Origin of the sequence: Emticicia aquatilis (assembly GCF_014644295.1) — a bacterium.
Classification (GTDB): Bacteria; Bacteroidota; Bacteroidia; order Cytophagales; family Spirosomataceae; genus Emticicia; species Emticicia aquatilis.
This window is the reverse complement of sequence record NZ_BMKK01000015.1, coordinates 91,014-116,959: the sequence shown is the minus strand read 5'-3', so window position 1 is coordinate 116,959 and position 25,946 is coordinate 91,014. Positions and strand designations below refer to the sequence as shown.

Below are 25,946 nucleotides of genomic sequence, written 5' to 3'. Positions count from 1 at the left end.
TTTAATCATAAAAGACATGAAACCATTTATTTATTTAAGAGGCTTACGCCATGCCGAACACACCGTTTTTGCTGTTAACGATGGGCAAAAATATTATGTTGACCCACAATTTGGCAGGAAAATGGCATACTCAAGCGGTCAACAAGTAAAACGCTCTGTGATAGAAGCATTAGAACTTCCTTTTGCAGCTATGACTTTTAATTGGGAAATCGACAAAAAAGAGAATAAAGCAAGTCAAAAAGAACCACACTCACCATGTGACCCTACCTTTGCTGACCAATTATTGGGAGGTTTTATGAAGGCTGAAAGTGGTGCTTTTACAGTAAAAAGACGTAGCCCTTTATCTATTTCGGCAATGCGACCCTTACATCCTTTACTCGGCGGAATTGAGTATCCAACAGAAAATCTAACATTTGATAGAACTTCTCACCCCGAACACCACAAAGTTGAAGTTTATTGGCTTGAAAATAAAAAAAGAGGTGCAAAAGTTTCTGATGAAGAACTTACAACTTGGTTAACTACAAATCAACGTTCATTGCCTAATCGTGCGTTTATTCAAGACCAAACTCGTGCATCGGGTTTATTTAGTTATGATATTGCAATTGATTTGAGAACATTATTTTGCGTTTCTACGAATAAATTAGAACCCGAATTATTCCCAGAAATTGAAGAAAAGTTAAGGGAAGAAGGCTGGATTGATGGGAAAAATATCTTTGGTAAATGCTTAATTTGTCCGAAAGCAAAGAGAGATGAAATTATTCCTAAGTTGGCAAGTGCATTGATAAATTGGAGAATTACTTCTAATCAAGCTCGTACATTTAGTTTAATGGAAACAGTTGCACTGGCTATTAGTGATAATGCTAATCAAATTGCCTATGCAATTAGAGGAGAACTGAGGGATGATAGAGAACGTCCAACTGCTGTACCTAAAATCGACGAAACAACTAAGGCTAATATTTTTGTAACTCCTATCGCATCAAGTTTTATTGCGGGTTCAGTCGGAAGTGCTGACGCCCTCGAAAAAGCCGAAGAGCATTTAATCAAACTACTTTCTGATTTTGATTACGAAAATCAACTCTGATATAATAATTGGTAAGTTCTTAATATTCAAGGACTTACCAAGTTTATTCATATTGCACTTTATTTTTAAACATTGATTTAATTAATTATATTCTTACATTTACCATGAAAATTGAAAATATAATTTACAGATTTCATGGAAATAATAAGAAATATAGAACCGTTGTTGGACGAATATCTGACAATTTTTCCTGTGGTGGGAATCATCGGGCCTCGCCAAGTTGGGAAAACTACATTGGCTAAGGCTTTAGCAAAAAATCAGTCGATTCATTACCTCGATTTAGAGTCGGCAGCTGACCGTCAGAAATTATCTGACCCTGTGCTGTATTTGCAAAACCATCAAGATAAGCTCATTATTTTAGATGAAATTCAGCAAATGCCGCAATTAATGGCTGAGTTACGAGGCATTATTGATACCGACCGACGTGTCGGGCGTTTTATTATTTTGGGGTCGGCTTCGCCTACGCTCATCAAGAAAAGTGCAGATTCGTTGGCTGGTCGAATTGGGTATATCGAATTACCCTCTTTTACGCTCCATGAGGTGGGTAACGAAAATGAAACCAAACTTTGGCACAGAGGTGGTTTTCCGCTTGCTTATTTGGCTGGCTCGGAGAGAGGAAGCATGATTTGGCGAAAAAACTTTATCAGAACTTACATAGAAAAAGATTTGGCTTTGTTGGGGCTAAGTGCCGAACCACAAACGATTGAACGCTTTTGGCGGATGTTGGCGAGTGTTCACGGTAATTTATGGAATTCGGAAAGTATTGGCCGCTCGATGGGCTTAACACACCCAACCATCAATCGGTATTTGGATTTAATGGAAGGGGCTTTTTTGGTTCGTCGTTTACAGCCCTACTTTGTCAATATTCCGAAGCGTTTGGTAAAATCGCCCAAGATTTATCTGCGTGATAGTGGCATTCTGCACGCTTTCAAAGATATTATGCAAGAAAAAGACCTACTCGACGACCCTCAAGTGGGGGCTTCTTGGGAGGGCTTTGTGATTGAGCAAATCATCGAAGAAATGCAATATACATTGATTGATGCCAAGCCCTATTTTTACAGAACCCAACAAGGTGCAGAATGCGATTTGATTATTGAGCATAACAACCAAGTAAAAGCAGCCATTGAGATTAAATTTAGTTCGGCCCCACAAATCAGTAAAGGATTTAGAATAACAATGGCAGATACGAATGCCCAAGAAGGATTTATAATCGCCAAAACCAATGAAACCTATAAAGTAGAAGCAAATATTACAGTAACATCGCTCAGCAAGTTTTTGATAGATTTTTTACCCAAATTATAGATGAATATCAACGCCACTCTTATCAATTATCTGCATTTATGCCACCGCAAGCTATGGCTGCACGCCCATGCGATACGTATGGAGCATACATCTGATATTGTGGCTGAAGGGAAATTGATTGGCGAAACAAGCTATCCACAAAGAGCTGATAAAAACCAAGAATTGGAGGTTTCGGCCGAAGTTTTTACTGACAAGGGTTTTGTGACTTGCACCGCCAAGATTGATTTTTTTGATGCGATTCGGGGTGTGGTTTACGAAACCAAAAAATCGGCGGCTAAAGAGTTAGCTCATGTGGCACAGGTGCAGTTTTATTTGTATTTATTGCGTAAGAATAACATCACCGCCAATTACGGACAAATCGAATATCCAAAACTCCGCCAAACCGAGCGAGTGGAATTGAGCGAGGAAGGCGAAGCGAAAATTGAAAAATCGATTTTACAAACTACTGAGATTATTTCGCTCGAAAGCTGCCCTCCTACCCTACCCAAATCAAAATGTAGTAAATGCTCGTATTTTGATTTTTGTTGGAGTACGGAAGAATAATACATTTGATTTTATTTGCTTTTCTTCCATGAAAATTATAAGTTTAACTTTTAATTTTCATGGAAAAATGATAAAAAGAAACAAACTCAATCAGATACTCGACGACCTCGATTTTTACCCAGCGGTTGCCATTGTTGGGCCACGTCAGGTAGGTAAAACCACCCTCGCCAAATCTTTTGCGGAGTATCTTCAAAAACCTATTTTGTATCTGGATTTGGAATCTGACCGAGATGTAGCAAAGCTAACCGATGCCGAGAGTTATCTCGAAAGCCATGAAGATAAATGTGTGGTAATTGACGAAATTCAGCTGATGCCACAGTTGTTCCCTTTGCTAAGGTCATTGATTGACCGTAATCGTTCAACTGCTCGATTTGTGTTATTAGGGTCGGCATCACCGAATCTATTACGCAACAGCACCGAATCTCTGGCGGGGCGAATTGCGTATCATGAGCTTACTCCCTTTTCGATAACAGAAGTTTATGAGTTAGCCACCATGAAAGAACACTGGTTTAAGGGAGGTTTTCCGATTGCTTTTCTGAGCAAAGATATTGCCCGAGGACAAAAATGGTTGGAGAATTTAGCTTATACTTTTGTGGAAAAAGATTTGCGAGGAATGGGTTACGAGGTTTCGAGCCAAACACTCACTCGATTCATTCGTCTGCTTACGCATATTCATGGTAATGTGCTAAATATCAGTGATTTAGGGAGGTCAATGGACGTTTCTCAACCAACTATAAAATTTTACCTTGAACTCTTGCAGGGGGGCTATTGGATAGAATTATTGCAACCTTATTTTGCCAATGTATCGAAACGATTAGTAAAAGCTCCTAAAATATATATTCGAGATTCGGGGTTGTTGCACACCTTGGCTCGAGTGGGAAATTATGAGTTATTGCTGTCAAATACCTTATTGGGAGCTTCGTGGGAAGGCTATGTGATTGAAGAAATCAAGCGAACTGTTGGTAATCAATGGGAATATTATTACTACCGTACTCACAACGGTGCCGAATGTGATTTGATTGCCATCACGCAGAAGGGAGAAAAAGTTTGTATTGAAATCAAGTATTCAAATGCTCCGAAGGTATCAAAAGGCTTTTATCAATCAGTTGAAGACATTCAACCCAATCATCAATACGTAATTATTCCCGATGGTGAAAAATATCCAATGGGCGAAGGTTTATGGGTGTGTGGTTTAAAGGCTTTTTTGCTCAATGAAATAAAACAATTATTATGAAGAAAACGTACTATTTGTTTAATCCTGGTCGCCTGAGTAGGCAAGACAATACGCTGCGGTTTTTGCCTGTCGATGAAAATGGCTGTGAAGGGCAAGCTCGATATTTACCCGTTGAGACAATAGATAATATTTATTGTTTTGGGTCGCTTGATGCCAATTCGGCAATGTATAATTTTCTTGGGAAACACCATATTTCGGTGCATTTCTTTGATTATTATGAGCATTATACGGGTTCGTTTATGCCAAAAGAATATTTGTTGGCGGGTAAGATGCAGGTTGAACAAACTAAGTATTTTTTATCGAATAAAAAGCGGATAGTTGTTGCTCAGAAATTTGTGCTGGGCGGAGCTAATAATATGTTGAAGAATCTGCAATATTATCAAAACCGCCAAAAAGAAGTCGGAAAACAGATTTCGGCCATTCAAAACTACATAACAAAAATTGAAGACACTACCCAAATTGATGAATTAATGGGTTTGGAAGGAAATATCCGCCAGACATATTATGAGGCATTTGATGTGATAATCAATGATTTTTCGATGGGAAACCGCACTAAACAACCACCCAATAATGAAGTAAACGCTTTGATTTCATTTGGAAATATGATGTGCTACACGCTATGTCTCGACCAGATTTATCATACTCAGCTCAATCCAACGATAAGTTTTCTGCACGAACCTGGTTACAGACGGTATTCGTTGGCACTTGATTTAGCCGAAATTTTCAAACCCATTTTAGTTGACCGCACCATATTTAGTTTACTCAATAAAAAGCAAATTCAAGCCTCCGATTTCCGACAAGAACTCAATCGTTGTGTGATGAAAGATACGGCTCGAAAAACCTTTGCACAGGCATTTGAAGACAAACTAAAGGAAACCTTCAAACATCGAAGTTTGGGACGAAATGTAAGCTATAAGCATTTGGTGAAGTTAGAATGCTACAAACTCAGCAAACATCTACTTGGAATTGAAGAGTATAAGCCGTTTAAAATGAATTGGTAACCCCCACGGCAGCGGCCGACCATCCCTAAAGGGGAGTTTCTTTTAAAAGAATATGTATATAATTCTCGTTTATGATATAGCATCAGCCAATGGTGGTGAAAAAAGAGTAGGAAAGATGCTAAAACATTGCCGAAAATACTTAAATTGGATTCAGAATTCAGTCTTTGAAGGTGAAATAACAGATGTAAAGTTGAAAGAAATGCTGTATGTTGCTCGAAAGATAATGAATGAAGAAACGGATAGTATTATTCTTTTTAAGAGCCGAGATGAACGATGGCTTGATAAAGAAGTGATAGGTGTAGAACGTATGATGACAGATAATTTTTTGTAGGTGTGGTAGTCGAACTCAGAAGATTCATACAAATATTGTTCATTGACATCATGGAAAATAATAAAATACGAGATAAGTCATTGATAATCAGTAGTCGTCGAACTCCCAGTAAAAAAGTATTATTGGTGTTCGACGATTTTTTTTCTTGTTTTAAGGCACAAAAACCGCTTTCTTTGCATCACAAAGGCCGTTTTTCCAACGGACTCCAATCGCACCTTTATGGAATTGAAATAAAAATCAACGTAATGAAATTTCAAACAATCAAAGTACTCCAATCGCACCTTTATGGAATTGAAATTTTATCGACAAACAAACAACACTTTCAATTGAAGATACTCCAATCGCACCTTTATGGAATTGAAATCTTTCCAACGACCGCAAATGAGAACAGAGTATTTCTACTCCAATCGCACCTTTATGGAATTGAAATATCTTCTGCATACCATTTCAGCCTGTGCTTTATAGTACTCCAATCGCACCTTTATGGAATTGAAATTTTATCAAAACGACGATTTTAATGTGATTTTTCCTAACTCCAATCGCACCTTTATGGAATTGAAATAATATTTTATTGCCCGAATTTGGTGATAATTGGTTACTCCAATCGCACCTTTATGGAATTGAAATGATGAAGTTGCTTTGAAAATTGGTGAACAGGCTATAACTCCAATCGCACCTTTATGGAATTGAAATAGTGTTGGTGATTGGAGGGAGCGACAAGAAGACGCTACTCCAATCGCACCTTTATGGAATTGAAATTCAAATATTTTACATGGAATTCAATGGTGTATTGAAGACTCCAATCGCACCTTTATGGAATTGAAATATGATTGATTTCAAGAAAACATTCAATTACTGCCTACTCCAATCGCACCTTTATGGAATTGAAATTCGGCGAATTTTTTGGGAAAAATGCGAATGTAACTTACTCCAATCGCACCTTTATGGAATTGAAATCCCGCTGGAGTTTCGGAATCGTTTTGGTCAAAAAACACTCCAATCGCACCTTTATGGAATTGAAATAAAGCAGTTGAAACACGCTTTCATGTGCAAAATGCACTCCAATCGCACCTTTATGGAATTGAAATTCGACTCAAGCTCCTGAATAGTTTTCTGTGCATAGCACTCCAATCGCACCTTTATGGAATTGAAATATAGTAATGAGCATTAATTACATCATCGAGGATTTCACTCCAATCGCACCTTTATGGAATTGAAATGCGGAATAATTGACCCTTGGGTCATTATTTTTTGCTTACTCCAATCGCACCTTTATGGAATTGAAATTGAATAAGTTGTTTTTGAGTTAACTGAGTTGGTTTTACTCCAATCGCACCTTTATGGAATTGAAATTCATAAACTTAATGCTTGAGCGAGGTATCATATATTACTCCAATCGCACCTTTATGGAATTGAAATATTCACTATGAGGTGGAAACTTGTCATTGTTACCTACTCCAATCGCACCTTTATGGAATTGAAATTTTACGGTCAGGGCTATCAAAGAACTATTTGACCCCACTCCAATCGCACCTTTATGGAATTGAAATACGGCAAACGAATCCGAACCCGACGCACCAACATAGAACTCCAATCGCACCTTTATGGAATTGAAATCACAAAATTGATTTTGAATTTATTGAAGAATTTACGCACTCCAATCGCACCTTTATGGAATTGAAATAATGCTCAAAGATACATTCGAGCAACTACTCACGCACACTCCAATCGCACCTTTATGGAATTGAAATATTTCTTGTACGTATCAGCCTCGCCAGCAGTAATTACTCCAATCGCACCTTTATGGAATTGAAATGCCGATGAGATTGAAAAATCTCTCGATGATAACGAAACTCCAATCGCACCTTTATGGAATTGAAATCTATTTTTCGATTGCGTCAAGATTTAGCTATGAAAGACTCCAATCGCACCTTTATGGAATTGAAATGATTTAGCAAGAACATTCAATACTCATAATGAAAGGACTCCAATCGCACCTTTATGGAATTGAAATATGGAACGTGCGAAAAGACAAAATTATCCGATGCTTACTCCAATCGCACCTTTATGGAATTGAAATTTCGTATAGTTAATAGTGTGCGTTGGTAAGTCAAGTACTCCAATCGCACCTTTATGGAATTGAAATTTTGCGTACGGTCCAAAATATAGATTCCAAACGGCTACTCCAATCGCACCTTTATGGAATTGAAATTATGATTGGCCCTGCAATCGTGCTATTATTATCCTACTCCAATCGCACCTTTATGGAATTGAAATCCAATTGATTATACAAAAATACATCTCCCAGATATACTCCAATCGCACCTTTATGGAATTGAAATTCCCGACTGGGGAATGGGTGGATTGATAGGTTACGAAACTCCAATCGCACCTTTATGGAATTGAAATGTCGAAAAAGGTGGTTTCAATTCCTATGGCGAAGGCACTCCAATCGCACCTTTATGGAATTGAAATTCAGTTTCGGCTCACAAGGAGCGTATGAGTTTTCAAACTCCAATCGCACCTTTATGGAATTGAAATAAAATTTCTGATAATGGTAGTGAGCAATATTTCACGACTCCAATCGCACCTTTATGGAATTGAAATAAAACTACTTAAACTTCCTGTTGATATTAGTAAAACACTCCAATCGCACCTTTATGGAATTGAAATATCGCTCCCCAAAAACTCTTGAAATTCGCACTAAAACTCCAATCGCACCTTTATGGAATTGAAATTTATTTCAGACTTGTGACCGAGAAGGATTTTTGGTTACTCCAATCGCACCTTTATGGAATTGAAATGTTTTCAACTTTATCTTCATGTACTTTGTGAATGTTACTCCAATCGCACCTTTATGGAATTGAAATTCGAAACCTTTTTGGTCAGCTTGAGTTACGAGCTTGACTCCAATCGCACCTTTATGGAATTGAAATACAGCCAGGAATAAGTACCTTCCCAGCTGTTTTATACTCCAATCGCACCTTTATGGAATTGAAATCGGATTTTCTCCAGTTACTTCAATAAAACCTTCTTTACTCCAATCGCACCTTTATGGAATTGAAATACTTTTTCGGGGCCACTTGGTCTATTGGCTCGTCTGACTCCAATCGCACCTTTATGGAATTGAAATTTTTTTCCATCCAGCCACCACAGCATAAGCCCAGGGACTCCAATCGCACCTTTATGGAATTGAAATTGAAATCATTATTGAAGCTTTAGAGAAGACAGTCGTACTCCAATCGCACCTTTATGGAATTGAAATGAACTCGACGAAGCAATTCAAGAAATGAACAATTACAACTCCAATCGCACCTTTATGGAATTGAAATAAACCTGAGCATATTGTTTTTGGAGAAAAGCAATGCACTCCAATCGCACCTTTATGGAATTGAAATCTTTCAGACAATTAATAAAATGAATCAATTAATAAAACTCCAATCGCACCTTTATGGAATTGAAATTCGAAAAGCTGATTTCTTTTTTTATGGCAGAATATCACTCCAATCGCACCTTTATGGAATTGAAATTACACTGGAAATGTTGATACTGAAGGTAATGAAATTACTCCAATCGCACCTTTATGGAATTGAAATTTGCGAGAGGTTGGGTAAGGGAAGCTGCGGCTTCAAACTCCAATCGCACCTTTATGGAATTGAAATTGTACTATGAGTTGTACCACTCCAAACGTGCGGCAACTCCAATCGCACCTTTATGGAATTGAAATATGGTAGTGAAGAATCGTTTGGCGTAGAACACGCTACTCCAATCGCACCTTTATGGAATTGAAATAGAAAAAGAGTTCTTAACAAATTACGAGAAAAACCAAACTCCAATCGCACCTTTATGGAATTGAAATTCAAGTCAATTGATACCGTTTTGAAAGAACGGTGTACTCCAATCGCACCTTTATGGAATTGAAATAGAAATGTACGTTTCTGAAAACACATTTGGCATTAAACTCCAATCGCACCTTTATGGAATTGAAATGCGATTTATTTGAGGGCTTAAACTATGATAAAGCCATACTCCAATCGCACCTTTATGGAATTGAAATACTACAAGACAAGTTTGGCACAGCCGACCAAAATTACTCCAATCGCACCTTTATGGAATTGAAATATGGAATACCAGCAGGGGGTGGTGTTTCGGCTAATGACTCCAATCGCACCTTTATGGAATTGAAATTAGGCTGCAATACCGACAATCATTAATAGTTGCCAGACTCCAATCGCACCTTTATGGAATTGAAATTAAAGTACACCACTTGAGCGAGGAAAATAGGTAGTAACTCCAATCGCACCTTTATGGAATTGAAATTACAGCAACCTATTCTAAACCCTGTCGGAATTGACAGACTCCAATCGCACCTTTATGGAATTGAAATTTCAATAGTCCAAATGACCGAGGGAATAATCATTTTACTCCAATCGCACCTTTATGGAATTGAAATCTTATAATTTGTAATTTCTTTCTCAAAAACAAAGTAACTCCAATCGCACCTTTATGGAATTGAAATACCCCTACTACTGAGAAGTTATACATCATGGGGGCACTCCAATCGCACCTTTATGGAATTGAAATCTTACGGCTCGTTATCAGGAGAAGGGGATAAAGGCGGACTCCAATCGCACCTTTATGGAATTGAAATCTTACGGCTCGTTATCAGGAGAAGGGGATAAAGGCGGACTCCAATCGCACCTTTATGGAATTGAAATAATTTGGGTACACCTTCGGCAGTTACTTTGACAAACTCCAATCGCACCTTTATGGAATTGAAATTTTCGTGCCGAACTATATCGTGTATATCAAGAACTAACTCCAATCGCACCTTTATGGAATTGAAATATTAGAGAGTTTCGATATGACAATAAAATCATGGGAACTCCAATCGCACCTTTATGGAATTGAAATTTTTCGGTATCGGTTAAAAAGCGTACATTTTGACCTACTCCAATCGCACCTTTATGGAATTGAAATTCGGCTGGAATGGGCTTAAATCGTTTTTTGCTTGGTGACTCCAATCGCACCTTTATGGAATTGAAATAAAGCAACGATTGAAAAAAAGAACGGAACTTTGGGCACTCCAATCGCACCTTTATGGAATTGAAATTTTCCTTTCACCATCTTGGTCAAGTATAAAATTTCCAACTCCAATCGCACCTTTATGGAATTGAAATACTGCACCCGAAACAACCTGAATATTGCGAATAACTACTCCAATCGCACCTTTATGGAATTGAAATTTCACTTCACAAACATAAGGAGCAACATAACAAGCAACTCCAATCGCACCTTTATGGAATTGAAATGTTATTGTCTGACCCCGACTTGATGGTTCGTGATGGACTCCAATCGCACCTTTATGGAATTGAAATTCATTTTTGCTTGGGTTTGATGGCGAAACCTACATACTCCAATCGCACCTTTATGGAATTGAAATACATTACGCTGAACAGGTTGAGCAGAAATAAGCCCAACTCCAATCGCACCTTTATGGAATTGAAATGTTATGTTGATATATTCAATATCAATGGAGGTTTTACTCCAATCGCACCTTTATGGAATTGAAATCGATGAAGACTTAAAAAAGAAAAAGCAAGATTTATACTCCAATCGCACCTTTATGGAATTGAAATGCTTTTATCATTAGTTGCCTATCTGTCATTTCTTTACTCCAATCGCACCTTTATGGAATTGAAATTCAGAAGCACTACTGCTCATTCGTGAAATATGTCCAACTCCAATCGCACCTTTATGGAATTGAAATAAAATTTAATGATACTACTTTAAATGCGGAATTGGACTCCAATCGCACCTTTATGGAATTGAAATTTTTTGGTAAGTGGTAGATGATGAAAAAGACTCAACACTCCAATCGCACCTTTATGGAATTGAAATAAAGTAACGATTGAAAAAAAGAACGGAGCTTTGGGACTCCAATCGCACCTTTATGGAATTGAAATATAGTAATAATGTTGGGCGTTATCGTCGGGCGTGTCACTCCAATCGCACCTTTATGGAATTGAAATAATTTTAAATACACAACAGACAATGTTGATTTGGTAACTCCAATCGCACCTTTATGGAATTGAAATAATGGTAAAAGAGTTTTGAATGATGAAAATAGAATAACTCCAATCGCACCTTTATGGAATTGAAATACAATTCTGCCGAAAAGAATACAAAACACACCCACAACTCCAATCGCACCTTTATGGAATTGAAATAGAACAGATAATAGACAAGCAAATACACTCAGCAACACTCCAATCGCACCTTTATGGAATTGAAATACGCTTCCACTATTTAAAATTGTCATTGCAGGGGTAACTCCAATCGCACCTTTATGGAATTGAAATACGTTAAATATTGTCGTTACGCCTAATAATCTCAAACTCCAATCGCACCTTTATGGAATTGAAATTAATTATCCTTCATGCTTGCTACTACTTCACCGCTACTCCAATCGCACCTTTATGGAATTGAAATGTTACAGCAACAGGAGTGTAAACAAATGCCGAAGTAACTCCAATCGCACCTTTATGGAATTGAAATGAGGGTTTATGGGAAGAAGCTGTTGCATATTTTGAAACTCCAATCGCACCTTTATGGAATTGAAATTTGATATAAGCAATGCGAGTTATGATGTTTTGACGGACTCCAATCGCACCTTTATGGAATTGAAATGTAATTGAACTTGAAACTGGCAAAATTATTGACTGGACTCCAATCGCACCTTTATGGAATTGAAATCTTTCTACACGGTCTCTAAATTGTTTGAGTGCTTGTACTCCAATCGCACCTTTATGGAATTGAAATACTCTACAATTCAGTAAAAGGCAGCAATAAAGTGCCTACTCCAATCGCACCTTTATGGAATTGAAATTATTTTAGCAAAAACTAAGGCTTATAAAGAGCAAATACTCCAATCGCACCTTTATGGAATTGAAATTAGCCACCGAAGAAAAATTTCTTTTTTACAAAATTACTCCAATCGCACCTTTATGGAATTGAAATTTTAATGAGTATGACAAATGGAATGAGGAAGCAAAAAACTCCAATCGCACCTTTATGGAATTGAAATACGGAACGTAATTGTGATGAGCAAGTATTTCAGCTTACTCCAATCGCACCTTTATGGAATTGAAATGATGCTTTTGCTGGTGTTTTTGAGTCGATTGGAAGTACTCCAATCGCACCTTTATGGAATTGAAATAGCGTAAGCGTGTCATACGCATCTCCGACGACTAAACTCCAATCGCACCTTTATGGAATTGAAATTCGAGTGCAATGGATACGGCTGATTTATCAAACACTACTCCAATCGCACCTTTATGGAATTGAAATGAATTTGGTTTAGTTGAATCGTTGATACTAACTGCACTCCAATCGCACCTTTATGGAATTGAAATGTATTCGACCCAGCCTTTACACAAACAGATTTGACCACTCCAATCGCACCTTTATGGAATTGAAATGGTAATTCGTGACCGACTTTCCGACGAAATGATTGAACTCCAATCGCACCTTTATGGAATTGAAATTACGTAGCATCGTTTTCGTTGCCACCAAACAGATAAACTCCAATCGCACCTTTATGGAATTGAAATTCTTTATGGTTGATTATAGTATGTCTCATAATCACTTACTCCAATCGCACCTTTATGGAATTGAAATATCTCTCGCACGGGGCGAAAAATTCACCTTATAGGGACTCCAATCGCACCTTTATGGAATTGAAATCCGAGATAATAACAGGGGTTTTTATCCAACCGAAAACTCCAATCGCACCTTTATGGAATTGAAATAATTCGGCGTGTTAAACGTACTTGTTTTTCCTGCCCACTCCAATCGCACCTTTATGGAATTGAAATATCAACAAAGGCTTGCCCAAGAAACGGTTTTGACGTACTCCAATCGCACCTTTATGGAATTGAAATTTGACTGATGCAATTTACTCTTTCCCTCGCTATGACTCCAATCGCACCTTTATGGAATTGAAATATTTGCATATTTAATTAACGTAAAAGGAAATGGTTCACTCCAATCGCACCTTTATGGAATTGAAATAATTTGGTGTGTTAAATACGCTCGTTTTTCCTGCTCACTCCAATCGCACCTTTATGGAATTGAAATTTTATCGTAAGTATAAGTCTAAGATGAACCTTTACACTCCAATCGCACCTTTATGGAATTGAAATTTTGGATGGCATGGTACAAGCTGAGAAGTCAGCAGCACTCCAATCGCACCTTTATGGAATTGAAATAACGTCGAAACGTGCCAAAATGACAGAAAATTAAAAACTCCAATCGCACCTTTATGGAATTGAAATTTGTAACACTTCAACACCATCAAGAAAAGCCTTTTACTCCAATCGCACCTTTATGGAATTGAAATAAAGAAGGTAACAATAGTAACTGGTGTCATTGATTTACTCCAATCGCACCTTTATGGAATTGAAATATCTGTGTATAACACCTTGCAAATATCCCCCTCATAACTCCAATCGCACCTTTATGGAATTGAAATGACCATAAAAAAGAAGCATTTTTGGCTATTCAAAAACTCCAATCGCACCTTTATGGAATTGAAATAAGGTAATTGGAGGAACTGGTACAACATCAACACTACTCCAATCGCACCTTTATGGAATTGAAATAGTGTAAAAATAGGCGAAACTGCTGATAACCTTACAACTCCAATCGCACCTTTATGGAATTGAAATTTTCTTCAACAGGTTGGAAAGTTCTAATAAGCTGTTACTCCAATCGCACCTTTATGGAATTGAAATAAGCCTAATCATTTGTTGTTTGAGTTTCATTTAGAACTCCAATCGCACCTTTATGGAATTGAAATAAGCCATTAGTCTGGAAAATGAGCTAAAAACACACAACTCCAATCGCACCTTTATGGAATTGAAATGTTGAGTAAACATTTTTTGGTTTTGGTCTTCTACCTACTCCAATCGCACCTTTATGGAATTGAAATCCCAAAACAATTATTGCTTTTTGTGCTTGTGGCGATACTCCAATCGCACCTTTATGGAATTGAAATGCACCTGCCACTTCTTCAAATTGAAATGATGTAGCAACTCCAATCGCACCTTTATGGAATTGAAATAGCATCATGTTTCCTGTCCGTAATTTCTAATATTTCACTCCAATCGCACCTTTATGGAATTGAAATTGACCTTTATAAACTTGGTATGTCGTTGCCGTGTTACTCCAATCGCACCTTTATGGAATTGAAATTTTTATCCACCCTGATAATGAGATATTTTCGGCAAAACTCCAATCGCACCTTTATGGAATTGAAATTTTTTTGCGTAACCATGCTGAAGCTTGATAGGCTACACTCCAATCGCACCTTTATGGAATTGAAATTTACCCGAACAAATAGACAAAATGGTTAGGGATAAAACTCCAATCGCACCTTTATGGAATTGAAATAGACTACACTAAAATAACTGTTGAAGGTGATAAAGAAACTCCAATCGCACCTTTATGGAATTGAAATTGCTGCGAAGCATAGTTCCAAAAGACATTTCTAAAGAACTCCAATCGCACCTTTATGGAATTGAAATTTGGCAATACGAGTACCTTGTTTGGGGTGTTCGGTGACTCCAATCGCACCTTTATGGAATTGAAATACGAAAAAATTTGGTGACGAATTAAGTTGGTTTGACTACTCCAATCGCACCTTTATGGAATTGAAATTTGAGAATGATGATTATTGATGATTGGACTGAAATGACTCCAATCGCACCTTTATGGAATTGAAATTTCGTTTGTCGATGCCCGAACGGTTGAGACAAATTTACTCCAATCGCACCTTTATGGAATTGAAATTTGCCTTATATTGTTTACTTGAATCAAAAAATCGTTACTCCAATCGCACCTTTATGGAATTGAAATGTGAGCAACTTTGAGAAAATATTTCTCAAGGCTGTTACTCCAATCGCACCTTTATGGAATTGAAATCGAAAGAAAGCCTCGTTTGCCATCATTTGCGGGCATACTCCAATCGCACCTTTATGGAATTGAAATGATACTTGATTTAAGTCTTTAAGGTTTTCAAAAGAAACTCCAATCGCACCTTTATGGAATTGAAATGGTTTCACGCTCGGAAACGTATGGTTCACCCGCCTTACTCCAATCGCACCTTTATGGAATTGAAATAATCCTTCAAGTGTATTTGATTCTTCATAATCTAAAACTCCAATCGCACCTTTATGGAATTGAAATCTTGTTAAACCAAATGCAATTTTACATCGTCATTTACTCCAATCGCACCTTTATGGAATTGAAATACGATTCGCAAATGAGAACAGAGTATTTCTGAAAGAACTCCAATCGCACCTTTATGGAATTGAAATACGGCTCTCAATTATGATGAGCGAGTGAAGGGCGGCACTCCAATCGCACCTTTATGGAATTGAAATACTATTATGGTAAGCACAATCCAAGCAAGAATAATCACTCCAATCGCACCTTTATGGAATTGAAATAGATAATCATAAAACCATCTCCAACTGGCCCACTGGACTCCAATCGCACCTTTATGGAATTGAAATACCAAAAAACTTGATGTATTTGGCGAAATACAAGGAACTCCAATCGCACCTTTATGGAATTGAAATCATTTTCTTCCGAAAATTCATCCTGATTCTTCTTAAACTCCAATCGCACCTTTATGGAATTGAAATACAATTCACTTAGACAACAAAAATAGAAATTGGAAACTCCAATCGCACCTTTATGGAATTGAAATAATCAAAATTGTTAATAAATTCATCATCAAACCAAAACTCCAATCGCACCTTTATGGAATTGAAATTTGAGGCAGGGATATAAGAAGAAAGATGATACTTGCACTCCAATCGCACCTTTATGGAATTGAAATATAAATAATGCAAATTTTACAGGAACTGCAACATTACTCCAATCGCACCTTTATGGAATTGAAATTCGGTGCAAAAAACTACGTTTCAATCTACGGAATGGACTCCAATCGCACCTTTATGGAATTGAAATCTCAAGGAACTGGCAATGAATGAAAATATAAAATCACTCCAATCGCACCTTTATGGAATTGAAATGAGCAGACCTTGAGAAGTGTGCGACATACAAACGACACTCCAATCGCACCTTTATGGAATTGAAATACCACAGTATGTTGTGCAGAGCTTCTATGAATCGGAACTCCAATCGCACCTTTATGGAATTGAAATGAGTGATAATGCACCTTTTGCCGGTATTGGTTTTGGACTCCAATCGCACCTTTATGGAATTGAAATGCTTTCGCATTTGTTACCTTTGACCCCTGTACTGTCACTCCAATCGCACCTTTATGGAATTGAAATAGGGTCTGAGCCATGTTGCAATCATCATCTGGTATTACTCCAATCGCACCTTTATGGAATTGAAATACTTAGGCAATTATGCAAAAGGCGGCAGAAAATTCTACTCCAATCGCACCTTTATGGAATTGAAATTTTTGAAGTTTTAGCACTGTAAACAGGTGGGAGTGGACTCCAATCGCACCTTTATGGAATTGAAATCGCCTAAAGCCATCAAACAAGCCACAGCGTGAGCGTACTCCAATCGCACCTTTATGGAATTGAAATATTGTGGGCCTAACTGAAGGGCTTGAGTGTTCGGCAACTCCAATCGCACCTTTATGGAATTGAAATTGAAATTAAGTTTAGAACTCTGCTTGTAAATTAAGACTCCAATCGCACCTTTATGGAATTGAAATACACATAACATTTCATTCAGAGTGCCTAAGCAAGAAACTCCAATCGCACCTTTATGGAATTGAAATTGAGCAAGTTTGTAGAGTGCGTTTCTAATTAGTAGCACTCCAATCGCACCTTTATGGAATTGAAATTTGCAAACCGTATCGACTACTCAAAGTATAATACCGTACTCCAATCGCACCTTTATGGAATTGAAATAAAGAACGTAATAATAGCAACTGGTGTCATTGATACTCCAATCGCACCTTTATGGAATTGAAATAGGGCTAAAGCAAGCAGATTTTAACTTTAATTTAGTACTCCAATCGCACCTTTATGGAATTGAAATTACGTTGCCATGCTCTAACCAACTGAGCTAAAGATACTCCAATCGCACCTTTATGGAATTGAAATTTCGACTGGAAACAAAAATACGATTCTCGGACAGTTACTCCAATCGCACCTTTATGGAATTGAAATTGAAGGCAGTAGATTGGATGATGTCGGGAATTTGGGACTCCAATCGCACCTTTATGGAATTGAAATGTTTCGACGGGTATTAGCGGACTTGGAACGGGTGTAACTCCAATCGCACCTTTATGGAATTGAAATTTACATAGTTGGAGCTATCGGACAATTTTTCTTTGTACTCCAATCGCACCTTTATGGAATTGAAATAATATACACCCAAGCTGTCGAAGAATTTATTGCAAAACTCCAATCGCACCTTTATGGAATTGAAATTCAGCGTAGTCAACATTTTGCTCCCAGTCAATCAAAACTCCAATCGCACCTTTATGGAATTGAAATACGATTCGCAAATGAGATGTTGATAGTAATTATGAAACTCCAATCGCACCTTTATGGAATTGAAATGTTTGAACGGATTTCAAAGTAATTGAAATATAAAAAACTCCAATCGCACCTTTATGGAATTGAAATGAAGAAACACCGTATCCGTTTCTAATGATTGACGGCACTCCAATCGCACCTTTATGGAATTGAAATGGAATATTGGGCAATTCCTTGCGGCTCATCTATGAACTCCAATCGCACCTTTATGGAATTGAAATAACAGTCACTTACGTACCCCTTACAACCTCTCAAATACTCCAATCGCACCTTTATGGAATTGAAATTTAAAAATTAACCTCAATAATTATAGGAGGTAAGAAACTCCAATCGCACCTTTATGGAATTGAAATCTAAGTGTTTTTATCAATTTATCCCAATGACGGTACACTCCAATCGCACCTTTATGGAATTGAAATTTTTACACAATCATTGCCGATTTACGATTCGAGCATACTCCAATCGCACCTTTATGGAATTGAAATAACTCAAGAAATATATGAAACCCACTAACTGATATTACTCCAATCGCACCTTTATGGAATTGAAATATGCCGAAAAAGTTATTTTAGTAGGGCATAGCATGGACTCCAATCGCACCTTTATGGAATTGAAATAAATATAATTTTGGCATTTTTGAAGGTACTGAGGGAAACTCCAATCGCACCTTTATGGAATTGAAATTTTGCCAGCAGCAATGACAATAGCCGCAAGGTCAAACTCCAATCGCACCTTTATGGAATTGAAATATGGCTTAGCCTGTTCTTGAACAACATCGCCAAGAACTCCAATCGCACCTTTATGGAATTGAAATGCTTTTGAGCCAGTTGGAACGCTCGTTTCTGAACCTACTCCAATCGCACCTTTATGGAATTGAAATATAGCCGACGGGCTTCCCGTGGCGGTGATGGATAATACTCCAATCGCACCATTATGGAATTGAAATACGATGGAGGAAATGACGAAGCTCGGAGATATAGCCACTCCAATCACATCTTTATGGAATTGAAATTTTATGAATATCATTTATCAGAACGACGACTTTAATTCTCCAATTGCTCTTTTATAATACACCATATCTTGAATGAGGATTTCACAAATACAAAAAGTAGTGTTTATTACGCAAGTTTTCGGGTGTAGTAAACTCGTTTATTTCTCCAATTGTTTAAGCCTTTTTATCATGTTGTCATATTCTGTGAACGCTTCGGGAAAAGCCTGATGAATAAGTCCTTTCATGGCCCCTCCTACCATTGGGTCTTTTAAGTTTTGTTCAAATGATAAACTCTGATTGTAGAATTTTGCAAACAAACCATTTTGCATATTAATCATGATTTGGTTTTTGAGTGTTTTGTTGGTGGCCAGTAAATCATTGCATATTTCATTAAAAACTAAGTCGCTGGCCGATTTTAGTTTGGCAATTTCTTCTACTGCTTCTTCGTTTTCAAACCTAATGATAGGTGCAGTGGTTGGAATTGACTTTCTCTCAATAGTTGGACTTATTTCGGTGCGAACCATTTTTTGTAAGTACTTAACCATATCGTTCACTTTTCCACGCTTATGTTGCGAAAGGGCATACCCCACTCCTACTTCAATTTGTTCGTACGGAATTTCTTTAAACCAACTCTCTACAATTTCTACTGAAACAAAATCTTTTACTTTTGTATAAATCTTATTAAACTTTGGGTGTACACTTTCCGTTATTTGTTTTTTAGATTTCGGCTCTTTTTTAGAGTTTTTGTTGTTTCGATAAATCAAGAAAATTATCGAAACAATTTTTCGACTCGATTTTTCTTCCTCAATTTCAAATCTAATATCTGTTTCAGATTCTAAGTCCTTTTGTGCTTTTAGAATTATCTTATTCTTAAAATGCCCGTACAGTTGATACTCCCCTTCCTCAATTCCTAAGACTTTCTTCAATTCATCTATGCTAAATTTACGCTTGGCATAACCTTGTTTCGATTCATCAATCATTCCTTCATACTGTTTTAGCAGTTCATAAATTCTGATTGAATACACACTCGTTAGTTTCAAAATATTTCTTACATCATACGTTAAATACTTTTCTTTCAAATCAAGCAAGTGGCGTCTGAGCTCGGGGTCGAATTTCAGTATAATATCAGTCCCTTCATTTTCATCAACAAAACTTTCCGTCGAACTAATCAGATTCGCCTTTATTCGTTTTTTGCGTCCTTCTTCATCAATCCTTTCAATCTCAACCTGTTTGGTTAAAAGTTTTTCAGCTCCTTCTTTGATAGATTTGTAGATAGAACCGTTATCGTATAAACCAAAATCATGGATGATTTCAGTGGAGTTGATGCGGTATTGAGCAAAATCTTGGTCTTCTGGACGTATCAGTGTGAGCATTTTTACAAAAACTCTCATTTCCCAAATATCAAATTTGTAGCGAGCTTCTACCAGCTTATTTGATTTTCGGATAAGTTTTATTTGGTTTGCTACATTTTCAGAGAGTTTTGTTTTTCGCATTTTCTTCAGTGTTAGAGTATCATTCACAAAGTTAATAAATATCACTCATAAAAACATAAGTGATACTATGATTTTGTACTTATTTTATTATCCGACATATTGGTGATAGTTGACGACATTTTGGTGATAGTTAGATGGATTTTTAACGTTCTTTTTTTCTGAAAACCTCAAATATTGATTCAAAAACCAGATAATACATCAATATAAATTAAAACGACATTTTGGTGATAGTTAACGACAAATTAGTGATAGTTAGAGAGTATTCTTTATAGAGAAATTGTCAGAACGACATATTAGTGATACTTAGCGACATTTTGGTGATAGTTAGAACGACATATTAGTGATAGTTAACGATATATTGGTGATAGTTAACGACATATAAGTGATAGTTAGTCTCATAAAACATTGGTTATAAGTCAATTACAACGACAGAAAATACATAAAATACTTTAAAATTAAAAAAACAAACAGTTATTGGTTTAAATACTAAAATGATTAGTATTTATTTTCAAGATTAAAGTCTAACTTCTGAACCAAATATTATTTGGATGTAGTTTGCATTGTCGATAACTCTATATGTAAGAAGTTCTGGTTTTTATAGAAGAAATAACGCTAAAAAATCATAAGTGCAAAATTTGCACTTATGATTTTTTATTTAAAAATAAACTGTAGTGCAATTACTTTTTTGCCCTGCTTTTTTTCTTTGAAGTCGAAACTTGTGTCGTGTATCGCTAACTCTTTTTGGGCTTGTTGTATGATGTAGCGTTTGAAATCAAAGTAACGTTCGTACTCGCTCTCTCCTATTCTTAAAATTTTCCGTAGTTGCTCTATCGAAATCATTATTGTACCATTCTGTTTTGGTAGTTTTCGGAATAGTTCATAAAGGCACTGTGAATAATAGCTTTTGAATAGAATCAGTTTTTCAAGACTATAAATGCTAAACTGATTTTTTAGTTTTAGTAAATACGGGTGCAGATTTGCGTCTATTCGAAGTTTAATCTGCCCTTTGCCTTTCATATATTTAGCACTACTTAGCAATGAAACCTGTAAAAGTCCATCGGTTTCGGTTATCTTACAAACGTGCTTAATCAGATTTGTTGTTGCTTTTTGTAATTCCACAAATGCCGATTCACCTTTTAAGCCACTGGCAGCAATTATTTGTCGAGCATCAAGTACTATTTCGGGTACTACTTTCATCCCTCCTACCTCAAGTAAATTATTACTGATTTGTTCGATTATGGCAATAAAAATGCGGCGTTCAAAAAGCGACATTTCGTATTGTGCCATTATTAAATCATTTAATTGCTCAATTACATCAGCCGAAATTTCATTCTCAACACTTGGAGCTACAACCATTGGCTGAGAAAATAATTGTTGTTGATACCCTTGATTTATAGCAAAACTTGTCATAAAATCTTGATTTATTTTCTACACCAAATTTCTCGTTTTTAAATTTTAAAACCAATTTTATCGAATAGAATTTTAAGTACTATTTTTTGTAGATTGATTTTAAAAGAAAGAGAAATACGTACTTCGTTCTCGTCGGTTTTTTGAAATTTTATAACGAGAACGAACCTTACTTTTCGTATTCTTTAAGAATTTTATTTCTTGAAAAATATTAGATATTTTTTTATCCAATGATTGTTTTAAAAGATAAATATTTATATTTTTGAGAAAAAATTTACCACAAATATCATGATTTCGTCCGAACTGGTTATTAAGTTTTTAAATATGAAACCTGCACTTAATCGTACCCAGATTGAAAAAGAGGCAGGAATTCCATCAAGGATTCTTTATAAAGTTGTTGATGGATTGGCTAAACTCAACGAAACTCACCTGAGCAAGTTAGAACCTGTTTTGCGTCAGTATGGCTATTCGGATGAATTATTTTCAAAAGCCAAAGTTATTTCGATTGTTAACCACAAGGGTGGAGTAGGGAAGACCACTTCGACGATAAATCTCGGAAAAGCTCTGAATCTACTGGGCAATCGAGTATTGATGATTGACATGGATTCACAAGGAAATCTTTCGCAGTGTTTTGGAATTCACTCACCCGAGATGCAAGTCATAGATTCGCTATTGAGCAAAGAACCACTGCCAATAATTCAGATTGAAGAAAACCTCATGATTTCGCCTTCGGATATTCGGATGGCTTATCGAGAATTAGAGTTGGTCAATTCGATAGGAGCAGAGAAACGCCTGCACAACAAAATAAGCCCTATTTTGAGCGATTTTGATTACGTGCTTATCGACTGCCCACCATCGCTTAATATTCTCACTACGGCCGCTTTGGTGGCTTCGCATGAGTGTATTGTGCCTATGCAGCCCGAGGCATCGGCGTACTATGGTGTAGAAAACCTTTTCAACCGCATCATGGAGATTCGTGAACACAGCAATTTCTCGCTCACAATCAAGGGCATTTTGTTTACAATGATTCATAAAAATCAAAGTGTGCACCGTGGCATGATTGAGCATATCAAAGAAACCTACGGACATTTTAATATTTTTAAAACCCAAATTGAGAGTTCGACTGTTATCAAGCAATCGCAGGTAGCAAAACAAGATTTATTCAGCTATTCACCGAAATCACTTTCGGCCGAACAATACATGAACGTTGCCAAAGAAGTAATGACTTTGGCTTAAAATAAACCCATCTATGGCAAAGAATTTTATGGCTGGAATGAAAAAGACTTTGGTTGATTTACAGCCTTCGACTTTTTCCGAAACCGAAAAAATAAAAAAACAAATTGTAATACTTGAGTCGCTCAAACAGTTTATTCCACCACTTACGACCGAAGAATACAAACAGCTTGAAAATAACATTCTGAAACACGGCTGCAAAGACCCGCTGACGGTTTGGGAAACAACCGAACAAAAAGCAGGAATAGGGGAGCGTGACGAACCCATTTATATCTTGATTGACGGACACAATCGATACAAAATCTGTACTCAATTTGGTGTTGATTTTAAGATTGGTCTGCTCGACTTTGAAGATTTGGATGCCGTAAAAGACTACATGATTGATTTTCAGTTGGGTAGAAGAAACCTGAATCCAGAGCAGATTTCGTATTTCAGAGGACTTCGTTATAATCGAGAAAAAACAGGCAAAGGCAAGTACGATAGGGAAGGGGGAGAAAAAGGAGATATTGCCGAAAAATTAGCGGCGGAACATGCGGTCAGTCCACGGACGATTAAGAATGATGGTGATTTTGCCAAGGGTGTAGAGAAGCTTCCCACAAATTTGAAAAGTGAGTTGCTGTCTGGAAAGATTGATTTGAGTAAAGAAGAAATTCAGCGTTTGGGAAAAATGGAAGTGAATACCGAAGAATTGAATTCGGTCGATGATATAAAAAATGCTGTGAGTAGGGGAGAGGAAAAGGCTCCAGCAAAAAGTAATCAGAAGCTGATAAAATCCCTTAAAAAAGATGTAGTTGATTTTGCCAAAACAATCTCAACCAAAAAAGATTGTGAACATTTAATGGGTAAAATATCAAGTCTTAAAAAGCTGTTAGAATCATAAGTGCAAAATTTGCACTTATGATTTTTTTGATAAATTTCGTTATCTACAAATTACCAAATAGTGTATTTTTAAATACGAACTATAATTCGTATTTTCTTAATTTTGATAATTTTCTTCTTAAATTTACAGTAAAATAAGAATTATAGTTCTGTTATGGAATTTGGAAAATTGATAGAAGAGCGTCGTAAGTATTTACAAATTAGGCAAGAAGACTTGGCCGAACTTTGTGGAGTTTCTACAAAATCTATTCAGAAAATAGAAAATGATAGGGCGAATCCAACCTTGAATACCCTACAAAAAATATTAGATGTTTTGGGAATGGAAATAACGGTTGTGATAAAAAAACTAAACAATGAAGGCGGAAGTTTACTATAACCAAATTTTGGCAGGATACTTGGAAAAATCAGATAATAGGTACTTATTTGAGTACACTGCAAACTATTTGAATTCGGCATTGCCAGCGATTAGTTTTTCATTTCCAAAACAAGCCAAAGTTTTTGAATCATCTTCACTTTTTCCGTTTTTTAGTGGATTGCTCTCAGAAGGAATTAATAAAGAAATTCAGTGTAAGGCTTTTCAGATAGATGAAAAAGATGAGTTTACTCGTTTGCTAAAAACAGCTAAGAATGATACAATAGGGGCAATTACAGTAAAAGAAATATGAGCAAATGTTTATCGACATATAATCCAATCAAATCACTCGGTTTTTCTGCGAAAGCCCTCAAACATTTATTTGATGGAAAAAGGGTTTCGCCATTCCTCGATTTTGAAGCACCAGAATTTATATATAACAATGATTTTGAGAATAATATCCGACAAATTTCTATCTCAGGAGTGCAAGTAAAATATTCATTACAACTCGAAGAAGATACGCTAAAACTGACGCAAGTAGGAGGGAAGTATATTCTAAAACCAATTCCTGTTGGGAGATTTCAGAACTTAGCTTCTGCACCCGAAAATGAGCATCTAACGATGCAAATCGCTTCACAGATTTTTGGTATTGAAACCGCTCCAAACACGCTCATCTATTTTAAAAATTCTGAACCAGCGTATCTGGTCAAAAGATTTGATGTACAAGCAGATGGGACTAAATGGCTACAAGAAGATTTTACTCAAATCAAACAAGTAAGTCGGCAGATTAGTGGGGATAATTATAAGTATGAAGGTAGTTACGAAGAAATAGCTATGCTACTAAGAAAATACTGTGCAGCTTGGACAGTTGAAATTGAGCGTTTTTATAAGTTAGTGTTGTTTAATTATGTGTTTTCAAATGGAGATGCTCATCTCAAAAATTTCTCATTAATTCAGACAAAATTTGGTGATTTCAGACTTTAACCTGCCTATGACTTACTGTGTACGTATCTGCATACACCCAATGAACCTGCCATGGCTTTGGATTTATTTTACAGTGATTATTATACCGATGCTTATAATTCATTAGGGTATTTTAGCTATTCAGATTTTTTTGAGTTTGGCATTAAAATTGGCATTCAATCAAAACGATTGAAACGAATCATTGAAGATTTTACGACGAAAACTGATGCTGTGAAGTTGATGATTGAAGAGTCATTCTTAGATGCTGATATGAAGAATATATATTTTTCTCAATACCAGAGTAGATTAAGTGCGTATTTATATAAGATTTGATATAATCTATTTTAATTTGCTTAACATAAGATAAACTATATAACAAGTCGTATGCTACTAAAATGACTTGACATATATAATATAAATATATGATAATCAGGGACTTACAAGGAAATAAAAAAAATCGCAACTCCATACCCTACTTACGAAAAGTAGTAGAAAGTTACCGTGCTGGACTGGTCTCTGCTACTGAACTAACTTTTTCTTGAG

The 25,946-nt window shown here is 36.5% G+C and carries 14 protein-coding genes and 1 CRISPR repeat array; of the genes, 12 read left to right on the top strand and 2 right to left on the bottom strand.

The genetic code is table 11. The features are described from left to right. The first annotated feature begins 16 nt into the window (after window positions 1-16). From IEX65_RS25220 to cas2, 6 genes are all read left to right on the top strand, one after another. A complete protein-coding gene (locus IEX65_RS25220; protein ID WP_188770655.1) occupies window positions 17-1,081 on the top strand; it encodes a CRISPR-associated protein Cas7 in 1,065 nt (354 codons plus the stop codon). Between the two features lie 135 nt (window positions 1,082-1,216). Then, complete coding sequence (locus tag IEX65_RS25215; RefSeq protein WP_188770654.1) at window positions 1,217-2,383, top strand: ATP-binding protein; 1,167 nt, start codon at window positions 1,217-1,219, stop codon at window positions 2,381-2,383. After that, entirely contained in the window at window positions 2,384-2,926 is a 543-nt protein-coding gene (cas4, locus tag IEX65_RS25210) for a CRISPR-associated protein Cas4 (protein ID WP_188770653.1), read from the top strand. A 67-nt stretch (window positions 2,927-2,993) separates the two neighbouring features. Further along, window positions 2,994-4,160: an ATP-binding protein gene (locus IEX65_RS25205; RefSeq protein WP_188770652.1), complete on the top strand. Its 1,167-nt coding sequence runs from the start codon at window positions 2,994-2,996 to the stop codon at window positions 4,158-4,160. Continuing rightward, window positions 4,157-5,161, top strand: coding sequence for a type I-B CRISPR-associated endonuclease Cas1b (gene cas1b, locus IEX65_RS25200; RefSeq protein WP_188770651.1), 1,005 nt, complete (start codon window positions 4,157-4,159; stop codon window positions 5,159-5,161). Before IEX65_RS25205 ends, cas1b begins: the two co-directional genes overlap by 4 nt. Window positions 5,162-5,213: 52 nt before the next feature. Next, window positions 5,214-5,492 (top strand): CRISPR-associated endonuclease Cas2, encoded by a 279-nt coding sequence (gene cas2, locus IEX65_RS25195; RefSeq protein ID WP_188770649.1) that lies wholly within the window; start codon window positions 5,214-5,216, stop codon window positions 5,490-5,492. Window positions 5,493-5,694: 202 nt separating this feature from the next. Then, a CRISPR array of direct repeats spans window positions 5,695-19,097; the repeat unit is 30 nt; unit sequence ACTCCAATCGCACCTTTATGGAATTGAAAT. 137 nt (window positions 19,098-19,234) lie between these two features. On the opposite strand, the gene IEX65_RS25190 is transcribed toward cas2, so the two are convergent. Together IEX65_RS25190 and IEX65_RS25185 are read right to left on the bottom strand one after the other, a co-directional pair. Continuing rightward, entirely contained in the window at window positions 19,235-20,569 is a 1,335-nt protein-coding gene (locus tag IEX65_RS25190; RefSeq protein ID WP_188770648.1) for a replication initiation protein, read from the bottom strand. A 651-nt stretch (window positions 20,570-21,220) separates the two neighbouring features. Next, window positions 21,221-21,979, bottom strand: coding sequence for a replication initiation protein (locus IEX65_RS25185; protein ID WP_188770647.1), 759 nt, complete (start codon window positions 21,977-21,979; stop codon window positions 21,221-21,223). A 321-nt stretch (window positions 21,980-22,300) separates the two neighbouring features. Here IEX65_RS25185 and IEX65_RS25180 point away from each other — a divergent pair, with 321 nt between their 5' ends. The 6 genes from IEX65_RS25180 (at window position 22,301) to IEX65_RS25155 (ending at window position 25,736) form a co-directional block, all read left to right on the top strand. Then, on the top strand, window positions 22,301-23,212 hold the full coding sequence (locus tag IEX65_RS25180) for a ParA family protein (protein WP_229250896.1): 912 nt from the start codon (window positions 22,301-22,303) through the stop codon (window positions 23,210-23,212). Between the two features lie 13 nt (window positions 23,213-23,225). Next, window positions 23,226-24,089, top strand: a complete 864-nt coding sequence (locus IEX65_RS25175) for a ParB N-terminal domain-containing protein (RefSeq protein WP_188770645.1) — start codon at window positions 23,226-23,228, stop codon at window positions 24,087-24,089. Between the two features lie 153 nt (window positions 24,090-24,242). After that, a complete protein-coding gene (locus IEX65_RS25170) occupies window positions 24,243-24,464 on the top strand; it encodes a helix-turn-helix domain-containing protein (RefSeq protein WP_188770644.1) in 222 nt (73 codons plus the stop codon). Beyond that, window positions 24,442-24,753, top strand: a complete 312-nt coding sequence (locus IEX65_RS25165) for a HipA N-terminal domain-containing protein (RefSeq protein ID WP_188770643.1) — start codon at window positions 24,442-24,444, stop codon at window positions 24,751-24,753. The genes IEX65_RS25170 and IEX65_RS25165 overlap by 23 nt, the downstream gene beginning before the upstream one ends. Then, complete coding sequence (locus IEX65_RS25160; RefSeq protein WP_188770641.1) at window positions 24,750-25,424, top strand: type II toxin-antitoxin system HipA family toxin; 675 nt, start codon at window positions 24,750-24,752, stop codon at window positions 25,422-25,424. Before IEX65_RS25165 ends, IEX65_RS25160 begins: the two co-directional genes overlap by 4 nt. Before the next feature lie 51 nt (window positions 25,425-25,475). After that, complete coding sequence (locus IEX65_RS25155; RefSeq protein ID WP_188770639.1) at window positions 25,476-25,736, top strand: hypothetical protein; 261 nt, start codon at window positions 25,476-25,478, stop codon at window positions 25,734-25,736. Window positions 25,737-25,946 lie beyond the last annotated feature (210 nt).